The sequence below is a fragment of the Marinobacter subterrani genome, assembly GCF_001045555.1.
Lineage (GTDB): Bacteria > Pseudomonadota > Gammaproteobacteria > Pseudomonadales > Oleiphilaceae > Marinobacter > Marinobacter subterrani.
Genome location: NZ_LFBU01000002.1, coordinates 865834 through 890530 on the forward strand (window position 1 = coordinate 865834; position 24697 = coordinate 890530).

25 protein-coding genes are annotated in these 24697 nt (G+C 60.2%); 18 read left to right on the plus strand and 7 right to left on the minus strand.

What is annotated here, in order from left to right:
* Window positions 1-74: 74 nt before the first annotated feature.
* The 3 genes from msub_RS19885 to msub_RS19895 all read left to right on the plus strand — a co-directional run bounded on the left by msub_RS19885 (window position 75) and on the right by msub_RS19895 (window position 3264).
* A complete protein-coding gene (locus tag msub_RS19885; RefSeq protein WP_048497835.1) occupies window positions 75-1493 on the plus strand; it encodes an FAD-dependent oxidoreductase in 1419 nt (472 codons plus the stop codon).
* 97 nt (window positions 1494-1590) lie between these two features.
* Entirely contained in the window at window positions 1591-2655 is a 1065-nt protein-coding gene (hemE, locus tag msub_RS19890; RefSeq protein ID WP_048497836.1) for a uroporphyrinogen decarboxylase, read from the plus strand.
* A gap of 240 nt (window positions 2656-2895) precedes the next feature.
* Window positions 2896-3264, plus strand: a complete 369-nt coding sequence (locus msub_RS19895) for a PilZ domain-containing protein (protein ID WP_048497837.1) — start codon at window positions 2896-2898, stop codon at window positions 3262-3264.
* Between the two features lie 115 nt (window positions 3265-3379).
* On the opposite strand, the gene radA is transcribed toward msub_RS19895, so the two are convergent.
* Together radA and ettA are read right to left on the minus strand one after the other, a co-directional pair.
* A complete protein-coding gene (gene radA, locus msub_RS19900; protein WP_048497838.1) occupies window positions 3380-4756 on the minus strand; it encodes a DNA repair protein RadA in 1377 nt (458 codons plus the stop codon).
* Window positions 4757-4875: 119 nt separating this feature from the next.
* Window positions 4876-6537: an energy-dependent translational throttle protein EttA gene (gene ettA / locus msub_RS19905; protein WP_048498046.1), complete on the minus strand. Its 1662-nt coding sequence runs from the start codon at window positions 6535-6537 to the stop codon at window positions 4876-4878.
* A gap of 378 nt (window positions 6538-6915) precedes the next feature.
* On the opposite strand from ettA, the gene glyA reads away from it, so the two are divergent.
* The 7 genes from glyA (at window position 6916) to thiL (ending at window position 13030) form a co-directional block, all read left to right on the plus strand.
* A complete protein-coding gene (gene glyA, locus msub_RS19910) occupies window positions 6916-8169 on the plus strand; it encodes a serine hydroxymethyltransferase (protein WP_048497839.1) in 1254 nt (417 codons plus the stop codon).
* 83 nt (window positions 8170-8252) lie between these two features.
* Window positions 8253-8771, plus strand: coding sequence for a transcriptional regulator NrdR (gene nrdR / locus msub_RS19915; RefSeq protein ID WP_048497840.1), 519 nt, complete (start codon window positions 8253-8255; stop codon window positions 8769-8771).
* A complete protein-coding gene (gene ribD, locus msub_RS19920) occupies window positions 8768-9883 on the plus strand; it encodes a bifunctional diaminohydroxyphosphoribosylaminopyrimidine deaminase/5-amino-6-(5-phosphoribosylamino)uracil reductase RibD (RefSeq protein WP_048497841.1) in 1116 nt (371 codons plus the stop codon). The genes nrdR and ribD overlap by 4 nt, the downstream gene beginning before the upstream one ends.
* Before the next feature lie 64 nt (window positions 9884-9947).
* Window positions 9948-11063 (plus strand): bifunctional 3,4-dihydroxy-2-butanone-4-phosphate synthase/GTP cyclohydrolase II, encoded by a 1116-nt coding sequence (gene ribBA, locus msub_RS19925; protein WP_048497842.1) that lies wholly within the window; start codon window positions 9948-9950, stop codon window positions 11061-11063.
* Between the two features lie 47 nt (window positions 11064-11110).
* Window positions 11111-11587 carry a 6,7-dimethyl-8-ribityllumazine synthase gene (ribH, locus tag msub_RS19930; protein ID WP_048497843.1) on the plus strand — a complete coding sequence of 159 codons (477 nt, stop codon included), beginning with the start codon at window positions 11111-11113 and terminating at the stop codon, window positions 11585-11587.
* Complete coding sequence (nusB, locus tag msub_RS19935) at window positions 11587-12069, plus strand: transcription antitermination factor NusB (protein WP_048497844.1); 483 nt, start codon at window positions 11587-11589, stop codon at window positions 12067-12069. The genes ribH and nusB overlap by 1 nt, the downstream gene beginning before the upstream one ends.
* A gap of 4 nt (window positions 12070-12073) precedes the next feature.
* On the plus strand, window positions 12074-13030 hold the full coding sequence (thiL, locus tag msub_RS19940) for a thiamine-phosphate kinase (RefSeq protein WP_048497845.1): 957 nt from the start codon (window positions 12074-12076) through the stop codon (window positions 13028-13030).
* A 48-nt stretch (window positions 13031-13078) separates the two neighbouring features.
* Here the strand turns inward: thiL and msub_RS22305 are convergent, their stop codons facing one another.
* Window positions 13079-13381: a DUF6316 family protein gene (locus msub_RS22305; protein WP_319803337.1), complete on the minus strand. Its 303-nt coding sequence runs from the start codon at window positions 13379-13381 to the stop codon at window positions 13079-13081.
* Here msub_RS22305 and msub_RS19950 point away from each other — a divergent pair.
* Window positions 13332-13553: a hypothetical protein gene (locus msub_RS19950; RefSeq protein ID WP_156182841.1), complete on the plus strand. Its 222-nt coding sequence runs from the start codon at window positions 13332-13334 to the stop codon at window positions 13551-13553. The two genes, msub_RS22305 and msub_RS19950, sit on opposite strands and share 50 nt — an antisense overlap.
* Window positions 13550-14245 (plus strand): DUF2057 family protein, encoded by a 696-nt coding sequence (locus tag msub_RS19955; protein WP_082146595.1) that lies wholly within the window; start codon window positions 13550-13552, stop codon window positions 14243-14245. The genes msub_RS19950 and msub_RS19955 overlap by 4 nt, the downstream gene beginning before the upstream one ends.
* A gap of 35 nt (window positions 14246-14280) precedes the next feature.
* Here msub_RS19955 and msub_RS19960 read toward each other — a convergent pair whose 3' ends face one another.
* Window positions 14281-15813, minus strand: a complete 1533-nt coding sequence (locus tag msub_RS19960; protein WP_048497848.1) for a wax ester/triacylglycerol synthase family O-acyltransferase — start codon at window positions 15811-15813, stop codon at window positions 14281-14283.
* Window positions 15813-16730 carry a LysR family transcriptional regulator gene (locus msub_RS19965; RefSeq protein WP_048497849.1) on the minus strand — a complete coding sequence of 306 codons (918 nt, stop codon included), beginning with the start codon at window positions 16728-16730 and terminating at the stop codon, window positions 15813-15815. The genes msub_RS19960 and msub_RS19965 overlap by 1 nt, the downstream gene beginning before the upstream one ends.
* Window positions 16731-17013: 283 nt before the next feature.
* On the opposite strand from msub_RS19965, the gene msub_RS19970 reads away from it, so the two are divergent.
* On the plus strand, window positions 17014-18000 hold the full coding sequence (locus msub_RS19970) for a glutathione S-transferase family protein (RefSeq protein ID WP_048497850.1): 987 nt from the start codon (window positions 17014-17016) through the stop codon (window positions 17998-18000).
* A 128-nt stretch (window positions 18001-18128) separates the two neighbouring features.
* On the opposite strand, the gene ispB is transcribed toward msub_RS19970, so the two are convergent.
* Window positions 18129-19097: an octaprenyl diphosphate synthase gene (ispB, locus tag msub_RS19975; RefSeq protein WP_048497851.1), complete on the minus strand. Its 969-nt coding sequence runs from the start codon at window positions 19095-19097 to the stop codon at window positions 18129-18131.
* 273 nt (window positions 19098-19370) lie between these two features.
* Here ispB and rplU point away from each other — a divergent pair, with 273 nt between their 5' ends.
* The 4 genes from rplU to proB all read left to right on the plus strand — a co-directional run bounded on the left by rplU (window position 19371) and on the right by proB (window position 22479).
* Window positions 19371-19682, plus strand: a complete 312-nt coding sequence (gene rplU, locus msub_RS19980; RefSeq protein ID WP_048497852.1) for a 50S ribosomal protein L21 — start codon at window positions 19371-19373, stop codon at window positions 19680-19682.
* 36 nt (window positions 19683-19718) lie between these two features.
* Window positions 19719-19979, plus strand: a complete 261-nt coding sequence (gene rpmA / locus msub_RS19985; RefSeq protein ID WP_048497853.1) for a 50S ribosomal protein L27 — start codon at window positions 19719-19721, stop codon at window positions 19977-19979.
* A gap of 144 nt (window positions 19980-20123) precedes the next feature.
* Window positions 20124-21320, plus strand: coding sequence for an Obg family GTPase CgtA (cgtA, locus tag msub_RS19990; RefSeq protein WP_048497854.1), 1197 nt, complete (start codon window positions 20124-20126; stop codon window positions 21318-21320).
* A 34-nt stretch (window positions 21321-21354) separates the two neighbouring features.
* A complete protein-coding gene (proB, locus tag msub_RS19995; RefSeq protein ID WP_048497855.1) occupies window positions 21355-22479 on the plus strand; it encodes a glutamate 5-kinase in 1125 nt (374 codons plus the stop codon).
* A gap of 66 nt (window positions 22480-22545) precedes the next feature.
* Here proB and rpsT read toward each other — a convergent pair whose 3' ends face one another.
* Entirely contained in the window at window positions 22546-22815 is a 270-nt protein-coding gene (rpsT, locus tag msub_RS20000) for a 30S ribosomal protein S20 (RefSeq protein WP_048497856.1), read from the minus strand.
* A gap of 260 nt (window positions 22816-23075) precedes the next feature.
* Between rpsT and murJ the strand changes: the two genes are divergently transcribed.
* Entirely contained in the window at window positions 23076-24656 is a 1581-nt protein-coding gene (gene murJ, locus msub_RS20005) for a murein biosynthesis integral membrane protein MurJ (protein WP_082146596.1), read from the plus strand.
* The last annotated feature ends 41 nt before the right edge of the window (window positions 24657-24697 follow it).

A 24697-nucleotide genomic window follows, 5' to 3' on the forward strand; every position in this document is an offset into this window, starting at 1 on the left:
GCCGGCGTTAAAGGGTTCGGGGTGTTCAGCGTGGCTGCGCCCCTGTCGAAAATCGAGTTGATGAGAGCGTCATAATGAAAGAACGACTGAGTAACGACTTCCAGTTTGTCGAAGTTGGACGGGTTGACCCGAAGAAGGTGCCGGCCAGGAAGCGAAAGAAAGAGTTTGGTGAAATTTACCACCCGTTTACGGCGGACCATGCGTCCTCCCAGGCCCACCGTTGCCTCGAATGTGGTAATCCATACTGCGAGTGGAAATGCCCGGTTCACAACTACATTCCGAACTGGCTGAAGCTGGTGTCCGAAGGCAACATCATGCGGGCAGTGGAGCTGTGCCACCAGACCAACTCCCTGCCGGAAGTCTGTGGCAGGGTGTGCCCCCAGGATCGCTTGTGTGAGGGCGCCTGCACCCTGAACGATGGCTACGGTGCGGTCACCATCGGCTCGGTGGAAAAATACATCACCGATACCGCCTTTGCCCTGGGCTGGAAGCCGGACATGTCAGCCGTCAAATGGACCGACAAGAAGGTTGCGGTGATTGGCGCCGGTCCTGCTGGTCTCGGCTGTGCTGATGTTCTGGTGCGCAACGGCGTCAAACCGGTTGTGTTCGACATTTATCCGGAAATCGGTGGCCTGCTGACCTTCGGTATCCCCGAGTTCAAGCTGGAAAAGTCGGTCATGACCCGCCGCCGCGAGGTGTTCGAGGAAATGGGCGTGGAGTTCCGGCTGTCGACGGAAGTCGGCAAGGATATCCAGATGCAGGAGATCATCGACCAGTTCGATGCGGTCTTTATGGGCATGGGTACCTACACCTACATGAAGGGCGGTTTCCCGGGTGAAAATCTGCCCGGCGTCTACGATGCGCTGCCGTTTCTGGTCTCCAACGTTAATCGTCGCCTCGGCTTCGAAAAAGATGCTGCCGATTTCATCGATGTGAAAGGCAAGCGAGTGGTTGTTCTGGGGGGGGGTGATACTGCCATGGACTGTAACCGCACCTCGATCCGCCAGCAGGCCGAGAGCGTGACCTGTGCCTACCGCCGCGATGAAGCCAACATGCCAGGCTCCCGCCGCGAGGTGGCCAACGCCAAGGAAGAGGGCGTGAAATTCCTGTTCAACCGTCAGCCCATTGCCATTATTGGTGAAGACCGGGTTGAAGGGGTGAAAGTGGTTCAGACCCGTCTCGGTGAGCCCGATGAAAACGGCCGTCGCCGCCCGGAAGTGGTGCCGGGCAGTGAGGAGGTAATTCCCGCGGATGCCGTGCTGGTGGCCTTCGGATTCCGTCCAAGCCCGGCCGACTGGTTCGATGAGCTGACGGTGAGTACCGATGATTCCGGGCGGGTGACCGCACCGGAAGAAGCCGAGTTTGCCTTCCAGACCAGTAACGCGAAGATCTTCGCGGGTGGCGATATGGTCCGTGGTTCGGATCTGGTCGTAACCGCAATCTGGGAAGGACGCCAGGCTGCCGAAGGTATCATGGACTACCTGGATATCTGAGTGCAGGCTTAGTGCTTGAACCCGGGGTCAGATGAATGCTTTCATCTGACCCCTTTTTAGTTTTCTGCCCATTTGTTTCCCCAAGCCAGGAGTTTCCATGACCGAGCTGAAGAATGACCGTTTCCTGCGCGCCCTGATGCGTCAGCCCGTTGATCGTACGCCGGTATGGATGATGCGACAGGCCGGCCGCTATCTGCCGGAATACCGGGCGACACGCGCAAAGGCGGGGGATTTTCTCAGCTTGTGCAAGAACACCCCGCTGGCCTGTGAGGTTACCCTGCAGCCTCTGGAACGTTTTCCGCTGGATGCCGCCATTCTGTTCTCGGACATCCTGACGATTCCGGATGCCCTGGGCCTGGGACTGTATTTTGAGACCGGGGAAGGTCCCAAGTTCCGGAACACCATCCGTTCCGGGGCGGACGTTGCCGCGCTGCCGAAGATCAATGCCGAGGTGGATCTGGACTACGTGATGAATGCCGTCTCGACCATCCGTGGGGCGCTGAACGGCCGGGTGCCGCTGATTGGCTTCTCCGGCAGCCCCTGGACCCTGGCGACCTATATGATCGAAGGCGGTTCCTCCAAGGATTTCCGGGAAGCGAAGAAGCTGATGTACGGTCAGCCCGACGTCATGCATCGCTTGCTGGACCATCTGGCGGATGCAGTCACTGATTACCTTAATGGCCAGATCAAGGCCGGTGCCCAGGCGGTCCAGATTTTCGATACCTGGGGTGGCGTGCTCAGTAGCTGGGCTTATGAAGAGTTCTCGTTACGCTACATGAAGAAGATCGTTGGTGGCCTGATCCGTGAGAACGACGGCCGCCGGGTGCCGGTGATTCTGTTTACCAAGAATGGCGGTCAGTGGCTGGAGTCCATCGCGGATTCCGGCGCGGATGCTGTGGGCCTGGACTGGACCACGGATATCGGCAATGCCCGCGCCCGCATTGGTGACCGAGTGGCCCTCCAGGGCAACATGGACCCGGCGATGCTGTATGCCCCGCCCGAGCGGATTCGCCAGGAAGTGGCAGATATCCTGAGGCGCTTTGGTTCCGGCCCCGGCCATATCTTCAACCTTGGTCACGGCATTACGCCGGATGTGGATCCTAACCATGCCAAGGCGTTCATTGAGGCCGTGGTTGAATTGAGCCCTGAATACCACCGCTGAGCCATGGAGTTTGGCGTCTCCTAGCCTGTTAATTTACGGGTTAGGCCGCTGTAGGGCCCTTTCCAAAAACCGCTGGATGCATCGACCTGTCCGGTCTAAAGTCAGTCCCGTAGGTCGGATTAGGCGCGCAACGCGTGCCGTAATCCGACAATCCAGGCCCCACTCCAAAACTCCTCTGGATGCAATCTCCTGTCCGGTCTATAGTCAGGTAAAACAAGACTGGTAAACAGGAGTAACCACTTGCCCACCAAGCCCCCCGAAAAACGCCGGTTCCACCGGATTGAATTCGATGCGCCGTGTGAGCTCCACTGCCAGGAATCCGTCTGGACGACCGAGGTGCTGGATATTTCGTTGAAAGGCGTTCTGGTAAAGCGGCCAGAAGGGTGGGATGTGCCCTTAAAGCAGCCTTGTGAAGTGATTATTCACCTGAATGATCACGAAGCGGGCATCGTGATGGCAGTGGAGCTTCGTCATGTAGAGCCGCACCGGCTGGGGTTTAAGTGCCAGTACATTGACCTGGACAGCGCCACTCACCTGAAACGTCTGGTTGAACTTAATCTTGGTGATCAAGCTCTTCTGGAAAGGGAGTTTGCGCATCTTATTGATTAGGTAGGCTTTGTCGGATTACGGCTTTGCCTAATCCGACCTACTTGGCCAGGCGTAGGATTCAAACGCTAGAGTCTTTGAAGTTGGAGTCCGTTGACTCCCAAGCAAGAAGGCAGGCTTAGAGTTCCTCGAGGGCCGTCAGCGCATCACTGAGCTTGGTCACCGGGATCACTTTCATGCCCTCTATGGCCTTTCGCGGGGCATTGGATTTCGGCACCAGCGCCCGGGTAAAGCCGTGTTTGGCGGCTTCGTAGATGCGTTCCTGGCCGCTGGGGACCGGCCGGATTTCCCCGGAGAGGCCGACTTCGCCGAAGATCACCAGGTCCTGGGGCAGGGCGCGATCCCGGAAGGAGGAAACGATGGCGGCCAGCAGCGCCAGGTCGGCGCTGGTTTCGTTGACCTTCACGCCACCCACCACGTTCACGAAGACATCCTGGTCAGACACATGCATGCCGCCATGGCGGTGCAGAACAGCGAGCAGCATGGCCAGCCGGTTCTGGTCCAGACCAACCGCAACCCTTCTTGGGTAGCCGCCCTGCGCCATGTCCACCAGTGCCTGGATTTCCACCAGCATGGGCCGCGTGCCTTCCCAGACCACCATCACGACACTGCCGGGTGCGGCTTCCTCGCCGCGGTTGAGGAAGATTGCGCTGGGGTTTTTCACTTCCTTCAGGCCCTGTTCCAGCATGGCGAACACGCCCAGCTCATTGACCGCGCCGAACCGGTTCTTGATGCCGCGGAGTGTTCGGTAACGACTGTCACTGGAGCCTTCCAGCAGGATCGAGCAGTCGATCATGTGCTCCAGCACTTTCGGGCCGGCCAGGCTGCCGTCTTTGGTGACATGGCCGACCAGGAACAGGATGGTGCCGGTCTGCTTGGCGAAGCGGGTCAGGTAGGCGGCGCTTTCGCGCACCTGGGAGACGCTGCCGGGAGCCGATTCGGTATCGGCTACGTGCATCACCTGGATGCTGTCCACCACCAGGATTCGGGGTTTCTCCGCCTCGGCCACCTGCATGACTCGCTCGACGCTGGTTTCAGACAGCATCTTCAGGTCTCTGGTGGGCAGGCCGAGCCGCTTGGCGCGCATCGCTACCTGCTGCAGGGACTCCTCGCCGGTGACATACAAAGCCGGGACGCTGGCGGCAAGGTGGCAGACCGCCTGAAGCAGCAGCGTACTCTTGCCGGCGCCCGGATGGCCACCCATCAGCACGGCCGAGCCTTCAACGAGGCCGCCGCCCAGAACCCGGTCAAACTCCTGCATGCCGGAGCTGATGCGGGGCTGTTCGGCGAGGCTGACGTCATCCAGGCTCTGGACCTCCGACAGGCTGCCGGCGAAACCTTCAAAGCGGGCACCGCGGGCGCCTTTGGCACTGCTGCTGATGCCGCGGACTTCGCTGACGGTGTTCCAGGCCTGGCAAGCGGTGCACTGGCCCTGCCACTTGGAATAATCGGCACCGCATTCGGTGCAGACAAAGGCGGTTTTGGTTTTCGCCATGAATGTTGGCTGCCTGATTATAGTTGTCGGATTACGGCTGCGCCTAATCCGACCTACGGTCTGGTTCGGGTGCTTGTAGGTCGGATCAGGCCCGCCGGGCCGTAATCCGACAAAGAGCCTTACGCGAGCTTTTTATACTTCATGCGCTTGGGCTGCATGGCAGAATCCCCTTTGCGCTTCTTGAAGTCCTCGTCGTACTCCGTGAAGTTGCCCTCGAAGTACACCACCTCGCCGTCGTCCTCGAATGCCAGGATATGGCTGGCGACCCGGTCCAGGAACCAGCGATCGTGAGAGATCACCAGGGCGGAACCCGGGAAGTTCAACAGGGCTTCTTCCAGGGCGCGGAGGGTTTCCACGTCCAGATCGTTGGTCGGCTCGTCCAGCAACAGGACGTTGCCACCCTGTTTCAGCAGCTTGGCCAGGTGCAGGCGGTCGCGCTCACCACCGGACAGATCACCAACCCGCTTCTGCTGGTCGCTGCCCTTGAAGTTGAAACGGCCTACGTAGGCCCGGGACGGAGTCTCGTAGTTGCCCACCTTGATGATGTCGTTGCCATCGGAGAGTTCTTCCCAGACGGTTTTGCTGCCATCCAGGTCACGCATCTGGTCGACGTAGGCCAGTTCTACGGTTTCACCCACGGTAATGTCGCCGGAATCCGGCTTGTCGAAGCCCGCGATCATCTTGAACAGGGTGGATTTGCCGGCGCCGTTACCGCCTATAATGCCGACGATGGCCCCGGGCGGTACGCTGAAGGAAACATTTTCGTACAGCAGTCGGTCACCGAAGGACTTGCTGATGCCGTCCACCTCGATCACCTTGTTGCCCAGCCGTGGCCCGGGCGGGATGTAAAGCTCGTTGGTTTCGTTGCGCTTCTGGAATTCCTGGGAGCTCATCTCCTCGAAGCGCGCCAGACGGGCCTTGCTCTTGGACTGGCGCCCCTTGGCGTTGCTGCGCACCCATTCCAGTTCCTGCTTGATGGCTTTCTGGTGAGAGGCTTCCTGTTTGGACTCCATCTCCAGCCGTTTTTCCTTGTTCTCCAGCCACTGGCTGTAGTTGCCTTCGAATGGAATGCCGTGGCCGCGGTCCAGTTCCAGAATCCAGCCGGCGACGTTATCGAGGAAGTAACGGTCGTGGGTGATGGCCACCACGGTCCCCTCATAGTCGTGCAGGAAGCGCTCCAGCCAGGCCACGGATTCGGCATCCAGGTGGTTGGTGGGCTCGTCCAGCAGCAGCATGTCGGGGCCGGACAGCAGCAGGCGGCACAGGGCCACCCGGCGGCGCTCACCCCCGGACAGCACTTTCACCTGCTGATCCCAGGGTGGAAGGCGCAACGCGTCGGCGGCGACTTCCATCTTGCGCTCGATGTCGTGGCCGTCGGTGGCCTGGATGAAGGCTTCCAGTTCGCCCTGTTTCTTGGCCAGGGCATCAAAATCGGCATCCGGTTCGGCATAGGCGGCGTAAACTTGATCGAGTTCCGCCAGCGCGTCGTGAACACCAGAAACCGCCTCGTCGACGATTTCCTTAACGGTTTTCTCCTCGTCCAGCTCTGGCTCCTGGGGCAGGTAGCCCACGTTGATGCCGGGCTGCGGACGGGCTTCGCCGATGTAATCCTGGTCTACGCCCGCCATAATGCGGAGCAGGGTGGATTTACCGGCGCCGTTGAGGCCGAGGACGCCGATCTTGGCGCCGGGGAAGAAGCTCAGGGAGATGTCTTTCAGAATCTCGCGCTTGGGCGGAACCACCTTGCCCACGCGGTTCATGGTGTAGACGTATTGGGCCATGTTGGCGTAAACCTCTTGGTAAAACAGGTTTGTGAATTCGAAAGCTGGTGGCTCGGTCGGCGGGGCTGGCCTTCCGGGATACGCTGTGGATACGTCCATGTACGCTCGACAAAATCATCCCTGATTTTGACGATCCCCGAAGGCCAGCCCCGCCGACCTTGATCGGACCTAGTGCTATTGATCCGGTAAGGTATCGAAACCTGCCAGTGATAGCAATTGAGCAGCAACCGGAATCGGCCGCATGCCGGTATCTGCGGACGGCATAAAAGATGATTTTTCACCCGTTTCTAAGATAGAATAGCGGCCCAATTTTTCAGGGAGCCTGCGGAGATTGCCAAAGCTCTCCGGGCCAGCCAAGCACACAGGGGCAGCGCATCCATGTTTAATCGTGAAATGAAAATCGCCGGCTTTGACGACGAGCTCTGGAACGCCATGCAGGCGGAAGAGAAGCGTCAGGAAGCTCATATCGAGCTGATTGCGTCCGAGAACTACACCAGCCCCCGGGTGATGGAAGCCCAGGGCAGCGTGCTGACCAACAAATACGCCGAAGGCTACCCCGGCAAGCGCTACTACGGTGGCTGCGAGTTTGTGGATATTGCCGAACAGCTGGCCATTGACCGCGCCAGGGAACTGTTTGGTGCCGCCTACGCCAACGTGCAGCCGCATTCCGGCTCCCAGGCCAACTCCGCCGTGTTCATGGCGCTTCTCAAGCCCGGCGATACCGTTCTCGGCATGAGCCTGGCCCACGGTGGCCACCTGACTCACGGCGCCAGCGTCAACTTCTCCGGCAAGATCTACCATGCCGTCCAGTACGGCCTGAACCCGGAAACCGGGCTGATTGATTACGACGAAGTGGAAGCCTTGGCGGTAGAGCATAAGCCGAAAATGATCATTGCCGGCTTCTCTGCCTATTCCCAGGAACTGGACTTTGCCCGTTTCCGCGCGATCGCGGACAAGGTGGGCGCCTTTCTGTTTGTTGACATGGCGCACGTTGCCGGCCTGGTGGCCGCCGGTGTCTACCCGGATCCGGTGCCCCATGCCCATGTGGTTGCAACCACCACCCACAAGACCCTGCGCGGTCCCCGTGGCGGCCTGATCCTGGCCTGTGATGACGCCGATCTGCAGAAGAAACTGAACTCCGCGGTGTTCCCCGGCGGCCAGGGTGGCCCGCTGATGCACGTGATTGCTGCCAAGGCCGTGTGCTTCAAGGAAGCCATGAGCGATGAGTTCAAGTCCTACCAGCAGCAAGTGGTGAAGAATGCCTCGGTCATGGCGGAAGTGTTCGTCGAGCGCGGGTTCGACGTTGTCTCCGGTGGTACCAAGAACCACCTGTTCCTGCTGAGCCTCATCAAGCAGGACATCACCGGTAAGGACGCCGATGCCGCCCTGGGTCGTGCGCACATCACCGTGAACAAGAATGCGGTTCCCAACGATCCCCGTTCCCCGTTTGTAACGTCCGGTCTGCGCATCGGCACGCCGGCGATCACCACCCGTGGCTTTGGTGAGGCCGAGTGCCGCGATCTGGCCGGCTGGATCTGCGACATTCTCGATAATCTGGAAGATGAAGCGGTAAACAGCCGGGTCCGTGAGCAGGTCAGTGCTCTGTGTGCCCGCTTCCCTGTCTACGGCTGAATCTCTGACAGCCGACAACAGGCAAGAGCAGCCGGGCGGATTGATACCTGATCCGTCCGGCTGCCTCGCCGGAGCTCCTGACTATGCATTGTCCTTTTTGCGGTGAAGCAGATACCAAGGTGATTGACTCGCGGCTGGTGGCCGAGGGTGATCAGGTGCGCCGTCGCAGGGAGTGCCTGTCGTGCCGTGAACGGTTTACCACCTTTGAGTCCGCCGAGCTGGTGATGCCCCGGGTGGTCAAGCAGGACGGCACCCGGCAGCCTTTTGACGAGGAAAAGCTGCGCTCCGGGCTGATGAAGGCGCTGGAAAAGCGGCCGGTCAGCATTGAGCAGATCGATGCCGCACTGAACCGCATCAAATACCGCTTGCGAGCGACCGGAGAGCGGGAAGTGAAATCAATGCAACTGGGCGAAGAGGTGATGACCGAATTGCGCCAGCTCGACAAGGTGGCCTACGTCCGCTTTGCCTCGGTCTACCGCAGCTTCCAGGACATCAATGAGTTCAAGGAAGAAATCGAGCGGCTGTCGGCCAGCAACGGCGATACCGCCGTTGATGTTGCCAAGGCGCTGGCGGACAACCATTCGCCCGAAGGAAAGCCATGATCGAAAACCGCGACAGGGCGATGATGGCCCGGGCTGTCCAGCTCGCCTGGCGCGGTCGTTATTCGACGCACCCCAATCCACGGGTTGGTTGCGTTATTGCCCGGGGCGATCTGATACTTGGCGAAGGCTGGCATGAACGTGCCGGCGAAGCCCATGCTGAAGTCCGGGCCCTGAGCCAGGCTGGCCCGGATGCCCGGGGGGCGACGGCTTATGTAACGCTTGAGCCGTGCAGTCATTTCGGCCGTACACCGCCCTGTGCCCGGGCGCTGATTGATGCGGGGGTGGCCCACGTTTTCGCGGCGACCAAAGACCCGAACCCGTCGGTTTCCGGTCGCGGACTGGAGATGCTCCGGGAAGCTGGCGTTCGTGTTACGGAAGGCCTGCTGGCGGATGAGGCGGCGCGCCTGAACCCGGGCTTCATGAAGCGCATGACGACAGGCAGGCCCTGGGTGCGACTGAAAATGGCCGCCAGCCTGGATGGCCGCACCGCCATGGCGTCGGGCGAGAGCCAGTGGATAACGGGTTCTGATGCGCGCCGGGATGTCCAGCGCCTGAGGGCAATCAGCGATGCCATTCTGACCGGCGTGGGTACGGTTCTGGCCGACGATCCGTCTCTGACAGTTCGCCGTGAGGAGCTGGGCGATATCGGCGATGCCACCGAGCCGTCGCGGCAGCCCCTGAGAGTGATCGCCGACCGGGATGCGCGTTCGCCCTGTTCAGCAAAAATACTGCAGGGCGGTAATGTGCAGGTGTTTTGCGCATCGTCAACGCTGGCGACGGCCCCGGCCCAGGATCTGGCGGCGCTGGGTATCAGCCTGACCGGCGTGGCATGGAAAGACAACGGCGTTGATCTGGCCGAACTGCTGGACGCCCTGGGCGAGCTTGGCATCAACGAACTGCTGGTCGAAGCGGGCCCGACCCTGGCCGGCACGTTCATCAGCGAAAACCTGGTGGACGAGCTCTGGCTCTATCAGGCCCCCGTGTTCCTCGGCAGCACCGGGCGGCCGACCGCGCACCTGCCACTGGAAACCATGGCAGATAAAGTACAATGGAAGGTTCTGGACCGACGCCAGGTGGGAGAAGATCAGCGCCTGATTCTCGCTCGCCGGTAATCCATACATTCAGGAGGCTCCATCAGCAAGCGGCTGCCGGAGCTCCGCAAGGGTGCAAAACCATATGGCACTGAACAGCATTGAAGACATCATTGAAGACATTCGCCAGGGCAAGATGGTGATCCTGATGGATGACGAGGATCGCGAGAACGAGGGCGATCTGGTGATGGCTGCCGAGCACTGCACGGCCGAGGCCATCAACTTCATGGCCCGTTTTGGTCGTGGCCTTATCTGCATGCCGATGACCCGGGACCGCTGCGAGCAGCTTGGCCTGCCGTTGATGGTGCAGCAGAATGCCTCCGGTTTCGGTACCAAGTTCACACTGTCCATCGAGGCAGCGGTGGGTGTAACCACCGGTATCTCTGCGGCCGACCGTGCCCGCACGGTTCAGGCTGCGGTGGCCCGGGACGCCAGGGCCAGTGATCTGGTACAGCCCGGGCACATCTTCCCGCTGATGTCGGATCCGGGCGGGGTCCTGAGCCGCGCAGGCCATACCGAGGCGTCCTGCGATCTGGCCGCCCTGGCTGGCTGTGAAGCGGCGGGTGTCATTTGCGAGATCATGAACGACGACGGTTCCATGGCCCGCCGGCATGATCTGGAGCGGTTCGCCCAGGAGCATGATCTGAAGATCGGCACCATCGCCGACCTGATCCATTACCGCACCATGAACGAGCGCACGGTTGAGTGTGTCGAAGAGAATGAGCTGGACACCGAATACGGTATGTTCAGTCTGCGCACCTATCGTGACAACATCCAGGGAGCGACGCACCTGGCCATGGTGATGGGCGATATCACGCCGGATGATCCGGTTGTTGTGCGGGTTCACATCACGGATACCCTGAGAGACCTTTTGGGTGCCCGCCGCAAGGATTCCCGCAGTTGGCCCCTGCACCATGCCCTGGAGAAAGTGGCAGCGGAAGGCCGGGGCGTGGTGGTTCTGCTGAACAGTGCCGAAGACAGCTACAACCTCGAAGACCGCATCCACGAATTTTTTGATGGAGAGCAGGGATCCTCGGGCAAGGGCAGCTCCGGTGTGTATTTTACCGTGGGTACTGGCTCCCAGATTCTCCGGGATATCGGTGTGGGCAAGATGCGCCTGTTGAGCCCGCCGATCAAGTTCTCCGCCATATCCGGCTTTGATCTGGAAGTGGTTGAATACGTCCCCTATACCCCTGAATGATAAACCCGGCCGCGGCCGTTATGCCGCGACCCGTGAAGGAGCCATCGATGGCAGATATCAGAGTAATTGAAGGTGATTTTACCGAGTGCACTGGCCGCTATGCGCTGGTGGTTGGCCGTTTCAACGGCTTTGTCGTGGAAAGCCTGGTCGAAGGCGCGCTGGATACCCTGCGTCGCCACGGCATTTCCAATGATGACGTCACCATTGTCCGTGTGCCTGGCGCCTATGAGATGCCCCTGGCGGTCAAGCGTGTTGCTGAAACCGGCGAGTACGACGCCATCATTGCGCTGGGAGCTGTGATTCGTGGTGGTACGCCACATTTTGAATACGTTGCGGGCGAAGCCTCCAGCGGTCTCGGTGCGGTCAGCCTGGATTCCGATGTGCCGGTGACCTTTGGTGTGCTGACGGTGGATTCCATCGAGCAGGCCATCGAGCGCTCCGGCACCAAGGCCGGTAACAAAGGCGCTGAAGCGGCCATCACGGCCCTTGAAATGGTCAGCCTGTTCAAGAAGCTGGGTGAGTAATGAGCGACACAGAAGGTACATCACCGCAGCCGGCACCGACCGGACAGCCGAAAGCCGGTGATCGACGCCGTGCCAGGGCCCTGGCCATGCAGGGGCTGTATCAGCGCCATTTCAGCAAGACGGCCATTTCCGACATTGAGGCCGAATTCATGGTCGACAATGACACGAGCAAGGTCGACCTGCTGTACTTCCGCGATCTGCTCCGTGGCGTTCACCGGGAGCAGGGCGAGCTGGACAAGCTGATCGAGCCGTTCCTCGATCGCCCGATCAACGAGGTGGACCCGGTGGAACTGGCCATTGTCCGGCTCGGGGCCTATGAACTGAAGCACCGCCTCGATGTGCCCTACAAGGTGGTGATCAACGAAGGCATCGAAATGGCCAAGCGCTTCGGCGGCACCGAAGGCCACAAGTTTGTCAACAGTATCCTCGACAAGCTGAGCGGTCGCCTCCGGCTTGCCGAGACCCGCTCCCGTTCCCGCTAGGCTGATGGGTGAGTTTGAGCTGATCCGGCGTTATTTTCTGCCGCTCGCCGGGCAGGGTAAGTCCCGGTCCCTGATTCTGGGGCCGGGGGATGACTGCGCGATTCAGCGAATTCCCGCAGGCCGGGATCTTGTCTTTTCCGTGGACACCCTCGTTGAAGGCGTCCACTTCCCCAAATACTATCGCCCGGATTACCTTGGCTGGCGTGCCCTGGCTGCAGCGGCCAGTGACCTGGCTGCCATGGGGGCGGATCCCGAATGCTTCACCCTGGCACTGACCCTGCCGGCAGCAGACGAACAATGGCTGGCCGGTTTTGCCGAGGGGCTCAGAGCGGCCAGTGACGCGTTCGGTCTGGCTCTGGCCGGAGGAGATACCACCTCTGGCCCGCTAACGCTTACGCTTCAGGTGCACGGAACCGTGGACGAGGGCACCGCCATTCGCCGCACAGGTGCGCGGCCGGGTGACCTTGTTGCGGTATCCGGCACCCTTGGCGACGCCGGCGCTGCCCTGGAGTATCTCGCCGAGCCAGCGCCCACCCCGGACATGGCGGCCATGCTGGACCGCTATCACCGGCCACGGCCAAGGCTCGAACTGGGACGCTCGGTGCGGGGTTTTGCCAGTGCCGCCATTGATGTTTCTGACGGTTTGCTGGCCGACCTCGGCCATATTCTTCAGGCCTCAGGTGTTGGCGCCAGCCTCGACAGTGCGCGGCTGCCGGTTTCTCCCTCGCTGGCGCGCCTCAAGGGGGATGCCTCCGTGGCCCATGCGCTGCGCTCCGGTGACGATTACGAGTTGTGCCTGACTTTTCCGGAGGATCGCTGGGGTGCTATGCCGGAGAGCGTCAAACGCCAGTTATCAGTGATTGGTGTTATCCAGGCGGAAGCTGGGCTGTATCTGGACGGAACGGATTGTAGCGCTGGCGGCACGCCGTCGGGGTTCGACCATTTCAGGGGCAAGGGATGAGGCGGTATGCAGGGAGGCCTCAGAGAGGCTCCCTTTGGTGGCGTTAATTTAGTGCAGTTGCTGTTCTTCGGGTAACAACCGAACAACGTGTAGGAAGCGCTTCAGCCCAGTTTCGGCGCGCTCCCGTGAGGCAAACGGACCACTGTCAAACCCTTCCCGGGTGGTGAAGTACCATTTGCTCCCTACGCAGAAGAATCGGCTGCTGCGAAAGGGAACCGGCCCTTCTTCTCCGGTCCTGCATTGGGTATCCATGATGTCTCCTGTGCCCGTTTTTATGTTCTGGTTATCGGGCGCCGCGTTGATGAGTGCCGATCTGTCTAAAATTAATCCAATCCGGGATAAATTCAACATTTTTTTACATTTTTACGGGGTACGTCTCAATCAGGATCAGAGACCGCAGAGCGGCAAAGGCCGACAGCGCTCTGCCATTGTCTTGCTCTTGTCAGATGCACTCGTCAGAATGTTAGCGATCTGGCGCGAGCCTCAACCAGTTTTGTTTCCCATCATCAAGGAGATTGAATGAGCATCTGTCACGTTTACCGTGTTTTCACGTCTGCACTGCGAGGCGGGCATAAGCATGTTACAGGCCTTCGCGCCGGGCTGGCCGTATTGCTTGCGATGGCCCTGGTGGGTTGCGCTTCCGGTGTCAGTGTCGTGGAGACCTGGGAGGGAAATCCCCAGGCCGCAGCGAGCGCAGCCACACTGAAGACCCCGGGTGAAATCCGGGTTACCCGGGTTAATGGCCGCGACATGACCAACTTTCTGATGCAGGATCTGGCTCTGGATTACGCTCTGCTGCCCGGCGAAAACCAGGTGGTCTTTGTCTACAAAACGATCTGGGCAAAAACCGGGGTGGTCAGTAACGGCGAATCGAAAGTTCACGTGATCGAGAGTCAACCCCAGGTGGTCCGTTTTGAGGCTGAAGCCGGCGAAACCTATCATTTCGAATTCCCCAAACCGGATTCCCGGCAGGAAGCGGAGCGTATGATGCCTGAGTTTTCCGCCGCCATCGTGTCTTCGTCTGGCCAGACAGTCGCCAGTTCTACTGACTGGACTGCGGCGGATCAGGCCATGGCATCCCGGACACCGATCCCCGGCTCGCCTTCAGATGGCACGGTCGGCAGCAGTGGCAGTGCTCTGGACCAGCTCAAGGCAATCTGGAAAACCGCCAGCGATGAGGAGAAAAAAACGTTTCTCCGTTGGGCGTTTGAATAACACCTGATCGTACAGCAATCGCTTCCGGGCCAGATTCAGGCTCGGAAGCGATTCAGAGCCTTCCTCAGAATGCCCTCCAGGGCTGTCATGGCATCATCTGCCAGGGTCTGGGTTGAACTGGCCGAAGTTGGCGAATCATGACTGGCCTCAGTCCCGAGCCGGTGCACCGCTTCCTCAATCGCGTGCAGACTCTCGTCGACATGTGCCTGCAATGACTCCCCGTTGGCCACCACGTCCGGACAGGTGGTGAAGTTGAGGGTGAGCTTCCCTTCGTAGCTCACTGCGACGATCACCAGCCCCATGCTGTCGAATAGCGGCGCCGTGTTGTATTGCTGAACCAGGCGCGCGCCCTGCAGGTACAGCGGCACCTGGGGCCCCGGAACGTTGGTGATCGGCAGGTTGAAGACCGGCTGGTAACGCTGGGCAATCTGCAATTCCGAGTAAAGTCGCGCAGACAGGGCCAGCATGGTCGAGGGCAGCAGTTCCGTGAGCCGGTCGGCCGCTATGGCCTCCCGGTAGGGTTCCGACGCCACGGCATTCCAGTGGATCCGTCGAATTCGTTGCGCCGGGTTTGGCTCGTCGGTAGCCAGGTCCAGCAGCATGGCGGACATCTGGTTTCCGGTTGCCCGGCGCAGGCTTTTGGAGCGCACGGAAATCGGTGTCATGGCCACCAGGGATTTGCGGTTATCCGCACCTTCGGCGGTCAGGTAGCGGCGGAGCGTCTCGGCGCACAGGCCGAGCACCACATCATTCAGGGTGACATCTCCGAGCGATGCCTTCACCGTTTTAAGGCGAGGCAGCGCCACGCTGGCCGCGATAATTTGCCGGTTCGCGGTTATCTGGCGATTAAACGGGCTGTGTGGCGCAGAAAACAGCGGCAGTGGCAGCGGCAGTTTACGCAGCTGTTTCTGAATCAGCCCCCGGGCGGTGGCCTGGGCCGCGCTGGCCGCCAGCGAGGTGAGCTGCAGAGGGGTGCGAAGCATGTTGGCGCCGGCCTGCAGCACAACCCGCTCACTGGAGGGCTCCGGGCGGGGTTGCCAGGCGCGCGGTGGTGTTATCGCTCGCGGTTCGGGCGTGTACTCGAGCAACTTCCCGATGATTTCCTCGCCGCTGAAGGCATCAATGGCCGCATGGTGCAGTTTGACAATGAGCGCAAAACCCTCGGCGCCATCATCCCGGTCATCCAGCCTGAAACCATCCACAAAGGTGATGTGCCAAAGCGGCCGGTCTCTTTTCAGGGGCTCCTCGAGGATTTTCGAAGCCAGTGCCATCAGGCTGGATTTACGGCCGTATTCACCGAGGTTGACGTAGGCAAGGTGGCGCTCAATGCTGAAGTCCGGATCATCAATCCAGTAGGGCCGGCTCAGGCGCAGCGGGATCTCCTTGAGCCGCTGGCGGAATACCGGGACCACGTGCAGCCGGCTGCGAAGGTAGGCCACGAAGGTGCTGAACGCCAGAGGAGCAGCCCTCTGACTGGCATCAAAAAGGTAGATCCCGCCGATGTGCATCGGGGTGGTTTCCGATTCCAGATACAGGAAAGACGCATCGAGTTCCGACAACTGTCGCATCACAGAGCTTCCTTTGGTGCCGGTTTGACTACATCGTCCCTGCTGAGCCGGTCCCAGAACCACATCAGGGCCTTGCCCTGGTCTTCAGCATGCCGGGCCAGGTGCAGCATGATGGGTTGGCGGGCCTCATGAACCCGCTTCACAACCAGGCTTCCCTCCTCCAGTTGCCGCCCAATTCGTGCCTCGGGTAACCAGCCGACCCCGAGACCGGCAACCTGTATGGCAATCTTCTGGTCGATGTTGGCAACGGTCAGGGTTCGTTGCCGGCGAAAAATGCCGGCATGGCCCGGCGGCAATGAGCGCGAGGTATCGGCGGCTACGGCGGCCGGGTAACGGGAGATGTCCTCTTCCGAAAGAGGCTCCTCGGCACTTGCCAGCGGATGGTTGTCGGCAACGGCGAACACGAACGGCATTTCCCCGAGCGCTCTGGTGGTAAAGTTTCCGGCCGGCTTGCTGAAATTGTCGGCACCAATGATCAGGTCGACCCTCCGGCTTTGCAGGGCATCCCAGGTGCCGGCAAAGACTTCCTCCACGATCTGTACGTCCACGGGTACGCCAAGCTGGTAGAAGTCCCGGATGGCCGGGAACAGACATTCCGCGGGCAACAGGGAATTAAATCCGATTCGCAGTCTGGTCTCCCAGCCCTGGGCAACCTGGCGGGTTGTGTGGGCAAGGTTTTCGGCCGCCTCCAGCAGTGTGCGTCCCTCTTCCAGCAGGTAGTGGCCTGCCGGTGTCAGCCTGGCGCGGTGACCGGTACGGTCATAGATGGCGACATTGAGGTCTTCCTCCAGCTTCTGGACGGTGTAGCTGATGGCGGAAGGCACCCGGAAAAGTTCGCCGGCAGCGCCCGCGAAACTGCCTTTGCGATCGATGGCGTCAAGAACTTTGAGAGCGTCTATGGTGATGGCTGTATGCATGTTCGAATTATCTGAGGTTGTTGGCCAGAAATGCTTGTTTGAGAGGGTAGCAGGGTCGCCGTTATTCTGCCTTTAGTTTCGATTCGCTCCTGTATCTGGAGGGGCAGCGGGTATCGGGGAAGGCCTTTGCAAACACGCCGTGAACCCGTCCCTGGGGGGCTCGGCATTGCCATCCATGGCAATGCACGGTTTGCAAAGGCCTTCCCCGATACCCTCGGCAGACTCCTTGCGGGCCTCCACAGATACAGTATCAGACATTCAGGATTTTTAATCGGAGGAGTTTATGGGCCTGTTAATTGACGGCAAATGGCATGACCAGTGGTACGACACCGACAAGACCGGTGGCAAGTTTGAACGGGAGGCGGCCCGGTTCCGGAACTGGGTGACCGCCGATGGCTCACCGGGGCCGGATGGTGAAGGTGGTTTCAAGGCTGAGTCCGGGCGTTATCACCTTTATGTGTCCATGGCGTGCCCCTGGGCGCACCGGACGTTGATTTTCCGGAAGTTGAAAGGGCTGGAAAAGCACATTTCGGTGTCGGTGGTGCATCCGGATATGGTGGAAAATGGCTGGGAGTTCCGGCCGGACAGTGAGCAGCATCGGGATCACCTGCATGGGTTCCGGTTTCTGCACCAGGTTTACACCAAGGCTGCGCCCGAGTATTCCGGCCGGGTGACGGTGCCGACCTTGTGGGATAAAGAGAAGCAGACGATTGCGAGCAATGAGTCCGCGGAGATCATCCGGATGTTCAATTCGGCGTTCGACGGGCTTGAGGGCGTCCGGACGGATCTGGATTTCTATCCCGCCGCGTTGCAGGGCGAGATTGATGAGGTGAACGCCCGGGTTTATGACACGGTCAACAACGGTGTCTACAAAGCGGGCTTTGCCACCGCGCAGGACAGGTACGAGGAGGCCTATGAAGCGCTGTTCGAGTCTCTCGACTGGCTTGAGGCCCGACTGGCTGGTCAGCGCTATCTGGTCGGCGACCAGTTAACCGAGGCCGACTGGCGCCTGTTTACCACGCTGATCCGGTTTGATGCGGTGTATTTCAGCCATTTCAAATGCAATCGCCAGCGGATCGGCGATTTCCCGGCGCTTTCTGCCTACCTGCGGGACCTGTACCAGGTGCCGGGTGTTGCGGAGACGGTGGATATCGGGCAGATAAAGCGCCATTACTACGTGAGCCAGCGGACCATCAACCCGACACAGATTGTGCCGGTGGGGCCGGTGTTGGATTTTGCATCGCCTCATGGCAGGGAGGTCTTGGGGTGACTTGCCGGTGACCAGTGTCGGATTACGGCTTCGCCTAATCCGACCTACCCGGGGTCAACGCGAGGCATAAAAACGTAGGTCGGGTTAGGCGAAGCCGTAATCCGATAGACCGCTTGCGAAACAGCGCGCTAGCTAACCCGCGCAACCGCAATATCAGTCAGCAACACCATCGCTTCCTTGTGTGCTGTTTCGGGAAGGCATTTCAGGCAGCTGGCGGCCAACGCGGCCTGCTCCCGGGCTCGAGTCATGGTGTATTCGATTGCACCTGAGCGCTCAACGATCTCGAGGATGCGGGGCAGCTCATCCAGCCCGCCCTTGCGGATGGCCTGACGGATAAGCTGGCGTTCGTCTTCCGTGCCGTGGGCCATGGCGTGAATCAGGGGCAGGGTGGTCTTGCCCTCGGCCAGGTCATCGCCGACATTCTTGCCCATGGCCTCGGCATCGCCCCGGTAATCCAGTATGTCGTCCACCAGCTGGAACGCCAGGCCCAGATGCTTGCCATAGTTCTTCAGTCCCAGCGCCTGCTCCTCATTGGCGTTGGCGAGCAGGGCTCCGGTATGGGAGGCGGCTTCAAACAGCATGGCGGTCTTGTTGTGGATGACCTGCATATACTGGTCTTCGGTCAGGTCCGGGTTTTTCACGTTCATCAGTTGCATGACTTCGCCTTCGGCGATCACCGCCGTCGCGCGGGATAAAACCTCCATGATCGGCAGGCTTTTGAGCTCCACCATCATCTCGAACGCCCGGGCGTAAAGGAAATCACCTACCAGTACACTCGGGGCGTTACCCCAGCGGGCGTTGGCAGTGCTGCGGCCCCGGCGCATGTCCGAGGTGTCCACCACGTCGTCGTGGAGCAGGGTGGCGGTATGCAGGAATTCGATCACCGCGGCCAGTTTGAGGTGATCGTTCTGGCCGTAGCCCGCCGCCTGGCTGGAAAGCAGAACCAGCAGGGGCCTCAACCGCTTGCCGCCGCTTTCGATGATGTACTGGGCAATTTTCTCCACCAGGGGAACATCTGAGGAAAGCCGCTGGATGATCAGGTCATTAACGCGGCTGAAGTCGTCGGCCACGGTGTCGTAAATGCGCTGGGCTGTCATGCGGCTTGTGGATCCCTTGCTGGTGCTTCTGTTGATATTTCGGGCAGGAAGCAGCAATGCTAGGTATTGGGGGCTATGGTGTCAACGTCAAGAAGGGGTCAGATGAAGGCGTTCATCTGACCCCATGTTCAACTTGCGTAGCTGTGCATCTTCTCGTACAATCACGCGCCCAACTCATCCCAACCTGCGCTCCCTGCTATAGGGTCGCCAGAGCGCCTCCCTTAGAACCAGGTGGATAAGAGCAGGGATGGGTCAATCGCGGAGAACGAGTACATGTACGCAGTTATTGTTAGCGGTGGTAAGCAACACCGTGTAAAAGAAGGCGAAACCCTGAAGCTGGAAAAGCTGGAAGTTGAAACCGGCGGTAACGTTGAGTTTGATCGTGTTCTGCTGATCGCCGATGGTGACAAGGTTCAGGTAGGCGCGCCGGTGGTTGATGGTGCCAAAGTGACTGCAGAAGTGGTTAGCCACGGCCGTCACGACAAGGTTCAGATCATCAAGTTCCGTCGCCGGAAGCATCACATGAAGCGTCAGGGCCACCGTCAGTGGTTTACTGAAGTCAAGATCACGGGTATCCAGGGCTGAGGCTCTCGACTTACCCCTTAAATAAGGAGGCTGGTAATGGCTCATAAAAAGGCAGCAGGTAGTACCCGTAACGGTCGCGATTCCGAGTCGAAACGACTTGGTGTGAAGCGCTATGGCGGTGAGACTGTTTCTGCAGGCAGCATCATCATTCGTCAGCGTGGCACCCGCTTCCACGCTGGCAGTAACGTTGGCATTGGCAAGGACCACACCCTGTTTGCGAAAGCAGACGGCCAGGTGAAGTTCGAAGTCAAAGGCCCGCTGAGCCGCAAGTTCGTGAGCATCGTTCCGGCTGCGTAAGCAGCGGCGATCCGGTTCTGTCGAACCTTGGGTGGCACTGGTATCCTGATATCATCAGGTGTCCAGAGCCATCCGGAGCCCCGCAAAGCTTCCTAGAGGCTGCGGGGCTTTTTAGTTTATGCGCGTCGCGCAAAGGGTTGATTCATGAAATTCGTAGACGAAGCCACCATCATTGTGGAAGCCGGCAAGGGCGGCCACGGCTGCCTGAGCTTCCGGCGTGAAAAATACGTTCCCAAGGGTGGCCCCGACGGCGGCGACGGGGGCGATGGTGGTTCCGTATTTCTGGAAGCGGACGAGTCGCTGAATACGTTGATTGACTACCGTTTCCAGCGCAAGCACAAGGCCCAGAATGGTGAGCCGGGCTCCGGCCGGAACTGCACCGGCACCAAGGGGGAGGATCTGATTCTGCCCGTCCCGGTGGGTACCACGGTTGTCGATATGGATACCCATGAGGTGCTGGGGGATCTGACCCATGCGGGGCAGCGTCTGAAAGTGGCCCAGGCGGGTTTTCACGGCCTGGGTAATACCCGCTTCAAGTCCTCCGTTAACCGTGCGCCCCGGCAGACTACCAAGGGCTCGGAAGGTGAGTTGCGCAACCTCCGTCTGGAACTGAAGGTGCTGGCGGATGTCGGGCTGCTGGGTATGCCCAATGCCGGCAAATCCACCTTTATCCGCTCGGTGTCGGCGGCTCGCCCGAAAGTGGCGGATTATCCCTTTACCACGCTGGTGCCCAACCTCGGGGTGGTCAGTGTTCAGGCGCATCAGAGTTTTGTGATCGCGGATATACCCGGCCTGATTGAAGGGGCGGCCGAGGGCGCCGGGCTTGGTATCCGGTTCCTGAAGCATCTGGTTCGTACCCGGCTTTTGCTGCACCTTGTCGATGTGGCCCCCTACGACGGGTCGTCACCGGCGGATGCCGTCCGGGCGATTGCGCACGAGCTTGAGAAGTTCAGTGAGACGCTTGCCAGCCGGCCCAGATGGCTGGTGCTGAACAAGGTGGATATGGTCGCCGAGGAAGATCGCGAGGCCCATTGCCAGGCCATCGTCGATGAGCTTGGCTGGGACGGGCCAGTGTTCCGGATTTCGGCGCTCAGTGGTGAAGGTACCCGGCCCCTGGTTCAGGCGGTCATGCGCTGGATAGAGGAGCAGGCTGAAGCCGAAGCCCAGAACCCTGAGGTTGCAGAGCGCGAAGCCCAGCGCCGCCGGCAGATGGATGATGAAGCCCGGGCTCGCATCGAGGCGGAGCGCCAGGCCCGTCGCGCCGCCAGGGAGGATGACGAGGATGATGACGACTTCGATGACGATGATTACGACGTTGAAGTGGTCTATGCGCCAGAGTAACGCCGGATAAGACCATAGGGATCACCCACGGACCATGACTGAACGCCTACAGCTGCGCCAGGCCCGTCGCCTGGTCATCAAGATCGGAAGCGCCCTGCTGACCAACGATGGCAGAGGTCTGGATGCGGCCGCCCTGGGCCTGTGGGTAGACCAGATTGCGGCGCTGGTGGAAGAGGGCGTGGAGGTGGTTGTGGTTTCGTCCGGTTCGGTGGCGGAGGGTATGAGCCGCCTTGGCTGGACGGTGCGGCCCGACCAGTTGCACGAGCTGCAGGCGGCCGCCGCCGTTGGCCAGATGGGCCTGGTGCAGACCTGGGAAGCCCAGTTCAAGCGTCACGGCATTCATACCGCGCAGATATTGCTGACCCACGACGACCTGTCAGATCGCAAGCGTTACCTCAACGGCCGAAGCACGCTCAGGGCCTTACTCGACTTTGGCGTCGTGCCGATCGTCAACGAGAACGACACGGTCGTGACCGATGAGATCCGTTTCGGTGACAACGACACCCTCGGGGCGTTGGTTGCCAACCTGATTGAGGCGGACGGCCTGATTATTCTGACTGACCAGCTCGGCCTGTTTGACAAGGACCCCAGGAAGCACAGCGACGCCAGCCTGGTGACCGAGCGCAAGGCGGGTGACCACGAGCTCGATGCCATGGCGGGCGGTGGTGCCGGTGTGCTGGGCCGTGGCGGCATGCTCACCAAGTTGCGTGCGGCGCGCCTGGCCGCCCGGTCCGGTGCGTTCACGGTTATTGTCGGCGGCCGTATCGAGGGGGTGATCGGGCGCCTGCGGCAGGGCGATGTGATCGGCACTCTGCTGCTGCCTGAGCAGGGCAGGATTGCGGCCCGAAAACAGTGGCTGGCCAGCCATCTGCAGACCCGGGGCAGGCTGACGTTGGACGACGGCGCGGTAAAGGTGCTCTGCCTTGGTGGGCGGAGCCTGCTGCCGGTCGGGGTAAAAGGTGTGGCCGGGCAGTTTCGCCGGGGCGAGATGGTGTCCTGCGTGGATCAGTCTGGCAAGGAGATTGCGCGGGGGCTGGTGAACTACAGTGCCAGCGAAGCCCGTGCGATTGCCGGGCGCTCCAGCGACCGGATTGCCGATATTCTGGGCTACATCTCCGGTGAGGAGATGATTCACCGGGATAACCTGGTGATTGTCTGAGAATGACAGCGTTGCCCATAAAAAAACCGGCCAGCTGGCCGGTTTTTATGCTCTGAAGCGGGCGATTTACGCGCTCTTCAGGGATTTGATTCTCGCGCTCAGGCGGCTCTTGTTACGAGCGACCTTGTTCTTCGAGAAGATGCCCTTGTTCACCATGCTGTCCAGAATCGGCTGAGCCTGCTGGAAAGCAGCCTGGGCTTCTTCGTAGTTACCGGCTTCAATCTTGGACTGAATTTTCTTGATGTACGTACGCGCCATGGAACGCAGGCTTGCATTATGCTTGCGGTTCTTCTCGTTCTGACGTGCGCGCTTCTTGGCTTGCGGGGAATTTGCCACCGTATAACTCCTGAAAATCTAAAATTCGTTGCTGAATGATTCGTTACATCGCGGGCGCGCCAAAACCAGCGCGTCGAAATAAATGACGCGGAACTATGCCGCTCAAACCTCGAAATGTCAAGGCCAAAACCCATTTCATGCCCTGAGACACAAGGCCTGTGGTAAACTCGCCGCTCACGGATTGCGGGCCCTATCGGGAAGCAGGTAATTTCCGAAGTACCCGCCCTCATTGATGTTCACATTGCCAGACCAGAGCCTGCATGTCGTCGGAACCTGAATTACCTCCTGAGCCAAAACATCTACCCAAAGCGCACGGACTGCTGCGGTCCTCCGGGCTGGTGGGCATCATGACCATGCTGTCCCGGGTGCTTGGCCTGGTGCGCGATATGGTGATTGCGCGTTATTTCGGTGCCGGCGCCGGAGCCGATGCCTTCTTTGTCGCGTTCAAGATTCCCAATTTCCTGCGTCGGCTGTTTGCTGAGGGGGCCTTTTCCCAGGCCTTCGTTCCGGTATTGTCGTCGTACCGCGAGAATCGCGCCCATTCGGATGTTCAGGGGCTGGTCAATGCGGTGGCCGGTTCGCTAGGCCTGGTATTGCTGGGCGTAACGCTGGCGGCCATCCTGGGCGCGCCGGTCCTGACCGCCGTTTTTGCACCGGGCTTTCTGGACGATGAGGCAAAGTTCGCACTCACCAGCGACATGTTGCGCATTACCTTTCCCTATCTGCTGCTGATTTCCCTGACGGCGTTTGCCGGCGGTATCCTGAACAGCTACGACCGCTTCGCCGTGCCGGCGTTCACACCGGTTCTGCTCAACCTGGCCATGATTGCCGCGGCCATCTGGCTGGCACCGCTGATGGATGAGCCGGTCCTGGCCCTGGCCTGGGGCGTGTTCATTGCCGGTGCCCTGCAACTGTTCTTCCAGTTACCGTTTCTGATGCGTATCGGACTGCTTCCCCGGCCACGGGTGGATTATCGTCACGAGGGTGTCAGCCGCATCCTGAAGCTGATGGTGCCGGCCCTGTTCGGGGTGTCGGTCAGCCAGATCAACCTTCTGCTGGACACGGTGCTTGCCTCGTTTCTCCAGACTGGCAGCGTGTCATGGCTGTATTATTCCGATCGTCTTGCGGAGTTGCCGCTGGGTGTTTTTGGCATTGCCATCGCCACGGTGATTCTTCCAAACCTGTCCCGCAAACACACCTCTGCATCGGCGGATCAGTTTGCGGCAACCCTGGATTGGGCCGTCCGCGCGGTTCTGCTGATCGGTTTGCCGGCGGCACTGGCGCTTGCCCTGCTGGCCGAGCCTCTGATCGCCACACTGTTCGATTACGGTGAGGTGACCGATCGGGATGTGGCCATGTCGGCCCGGAGCCTGCTGGCCTATTCCGCCGGGTTGCTGGCTTTCATGCTGATCAAGGTGCTGGCCCCGGGCTATTTTGCCCGCGAGGACACCGCAACCCCGGTAAAGATCGGTGTCATCGCGATGGTGGCAAACATGGTGCTCAACCTGATCCTGATCTTCCCTCTCGCCCATGCCGGGCTGGCGTTGGCTACTTCGCTGGCCGCCTGGCTGAACGGCTATTTGCTGTGGCGGGGGCTGCGCAAGGAAGGGGCGTGGCAGAGCCAGCCCGGCTGGCGCCGTTTCCTGCTGCAGATTCTGTTCGCCAATGGTGCCCTGGCCGCCGTTATTCTGTGGCTGAGTCCGCCGGTGCCGGTATGGCTCGCCAACGGCGGTTATCAGCGGGCGGTGGATATGGCGATTCTGGTGGGCGCCGGTGTGGTGGTTTACTTCGTCGTTCTGGCGCTGGCCGGGGTTCGGGTAAGACATTTCCGCCAGAGGTAAGGTATAATCGCGCGTTTTCTCACCAGCGTTGCGGTAAAAGG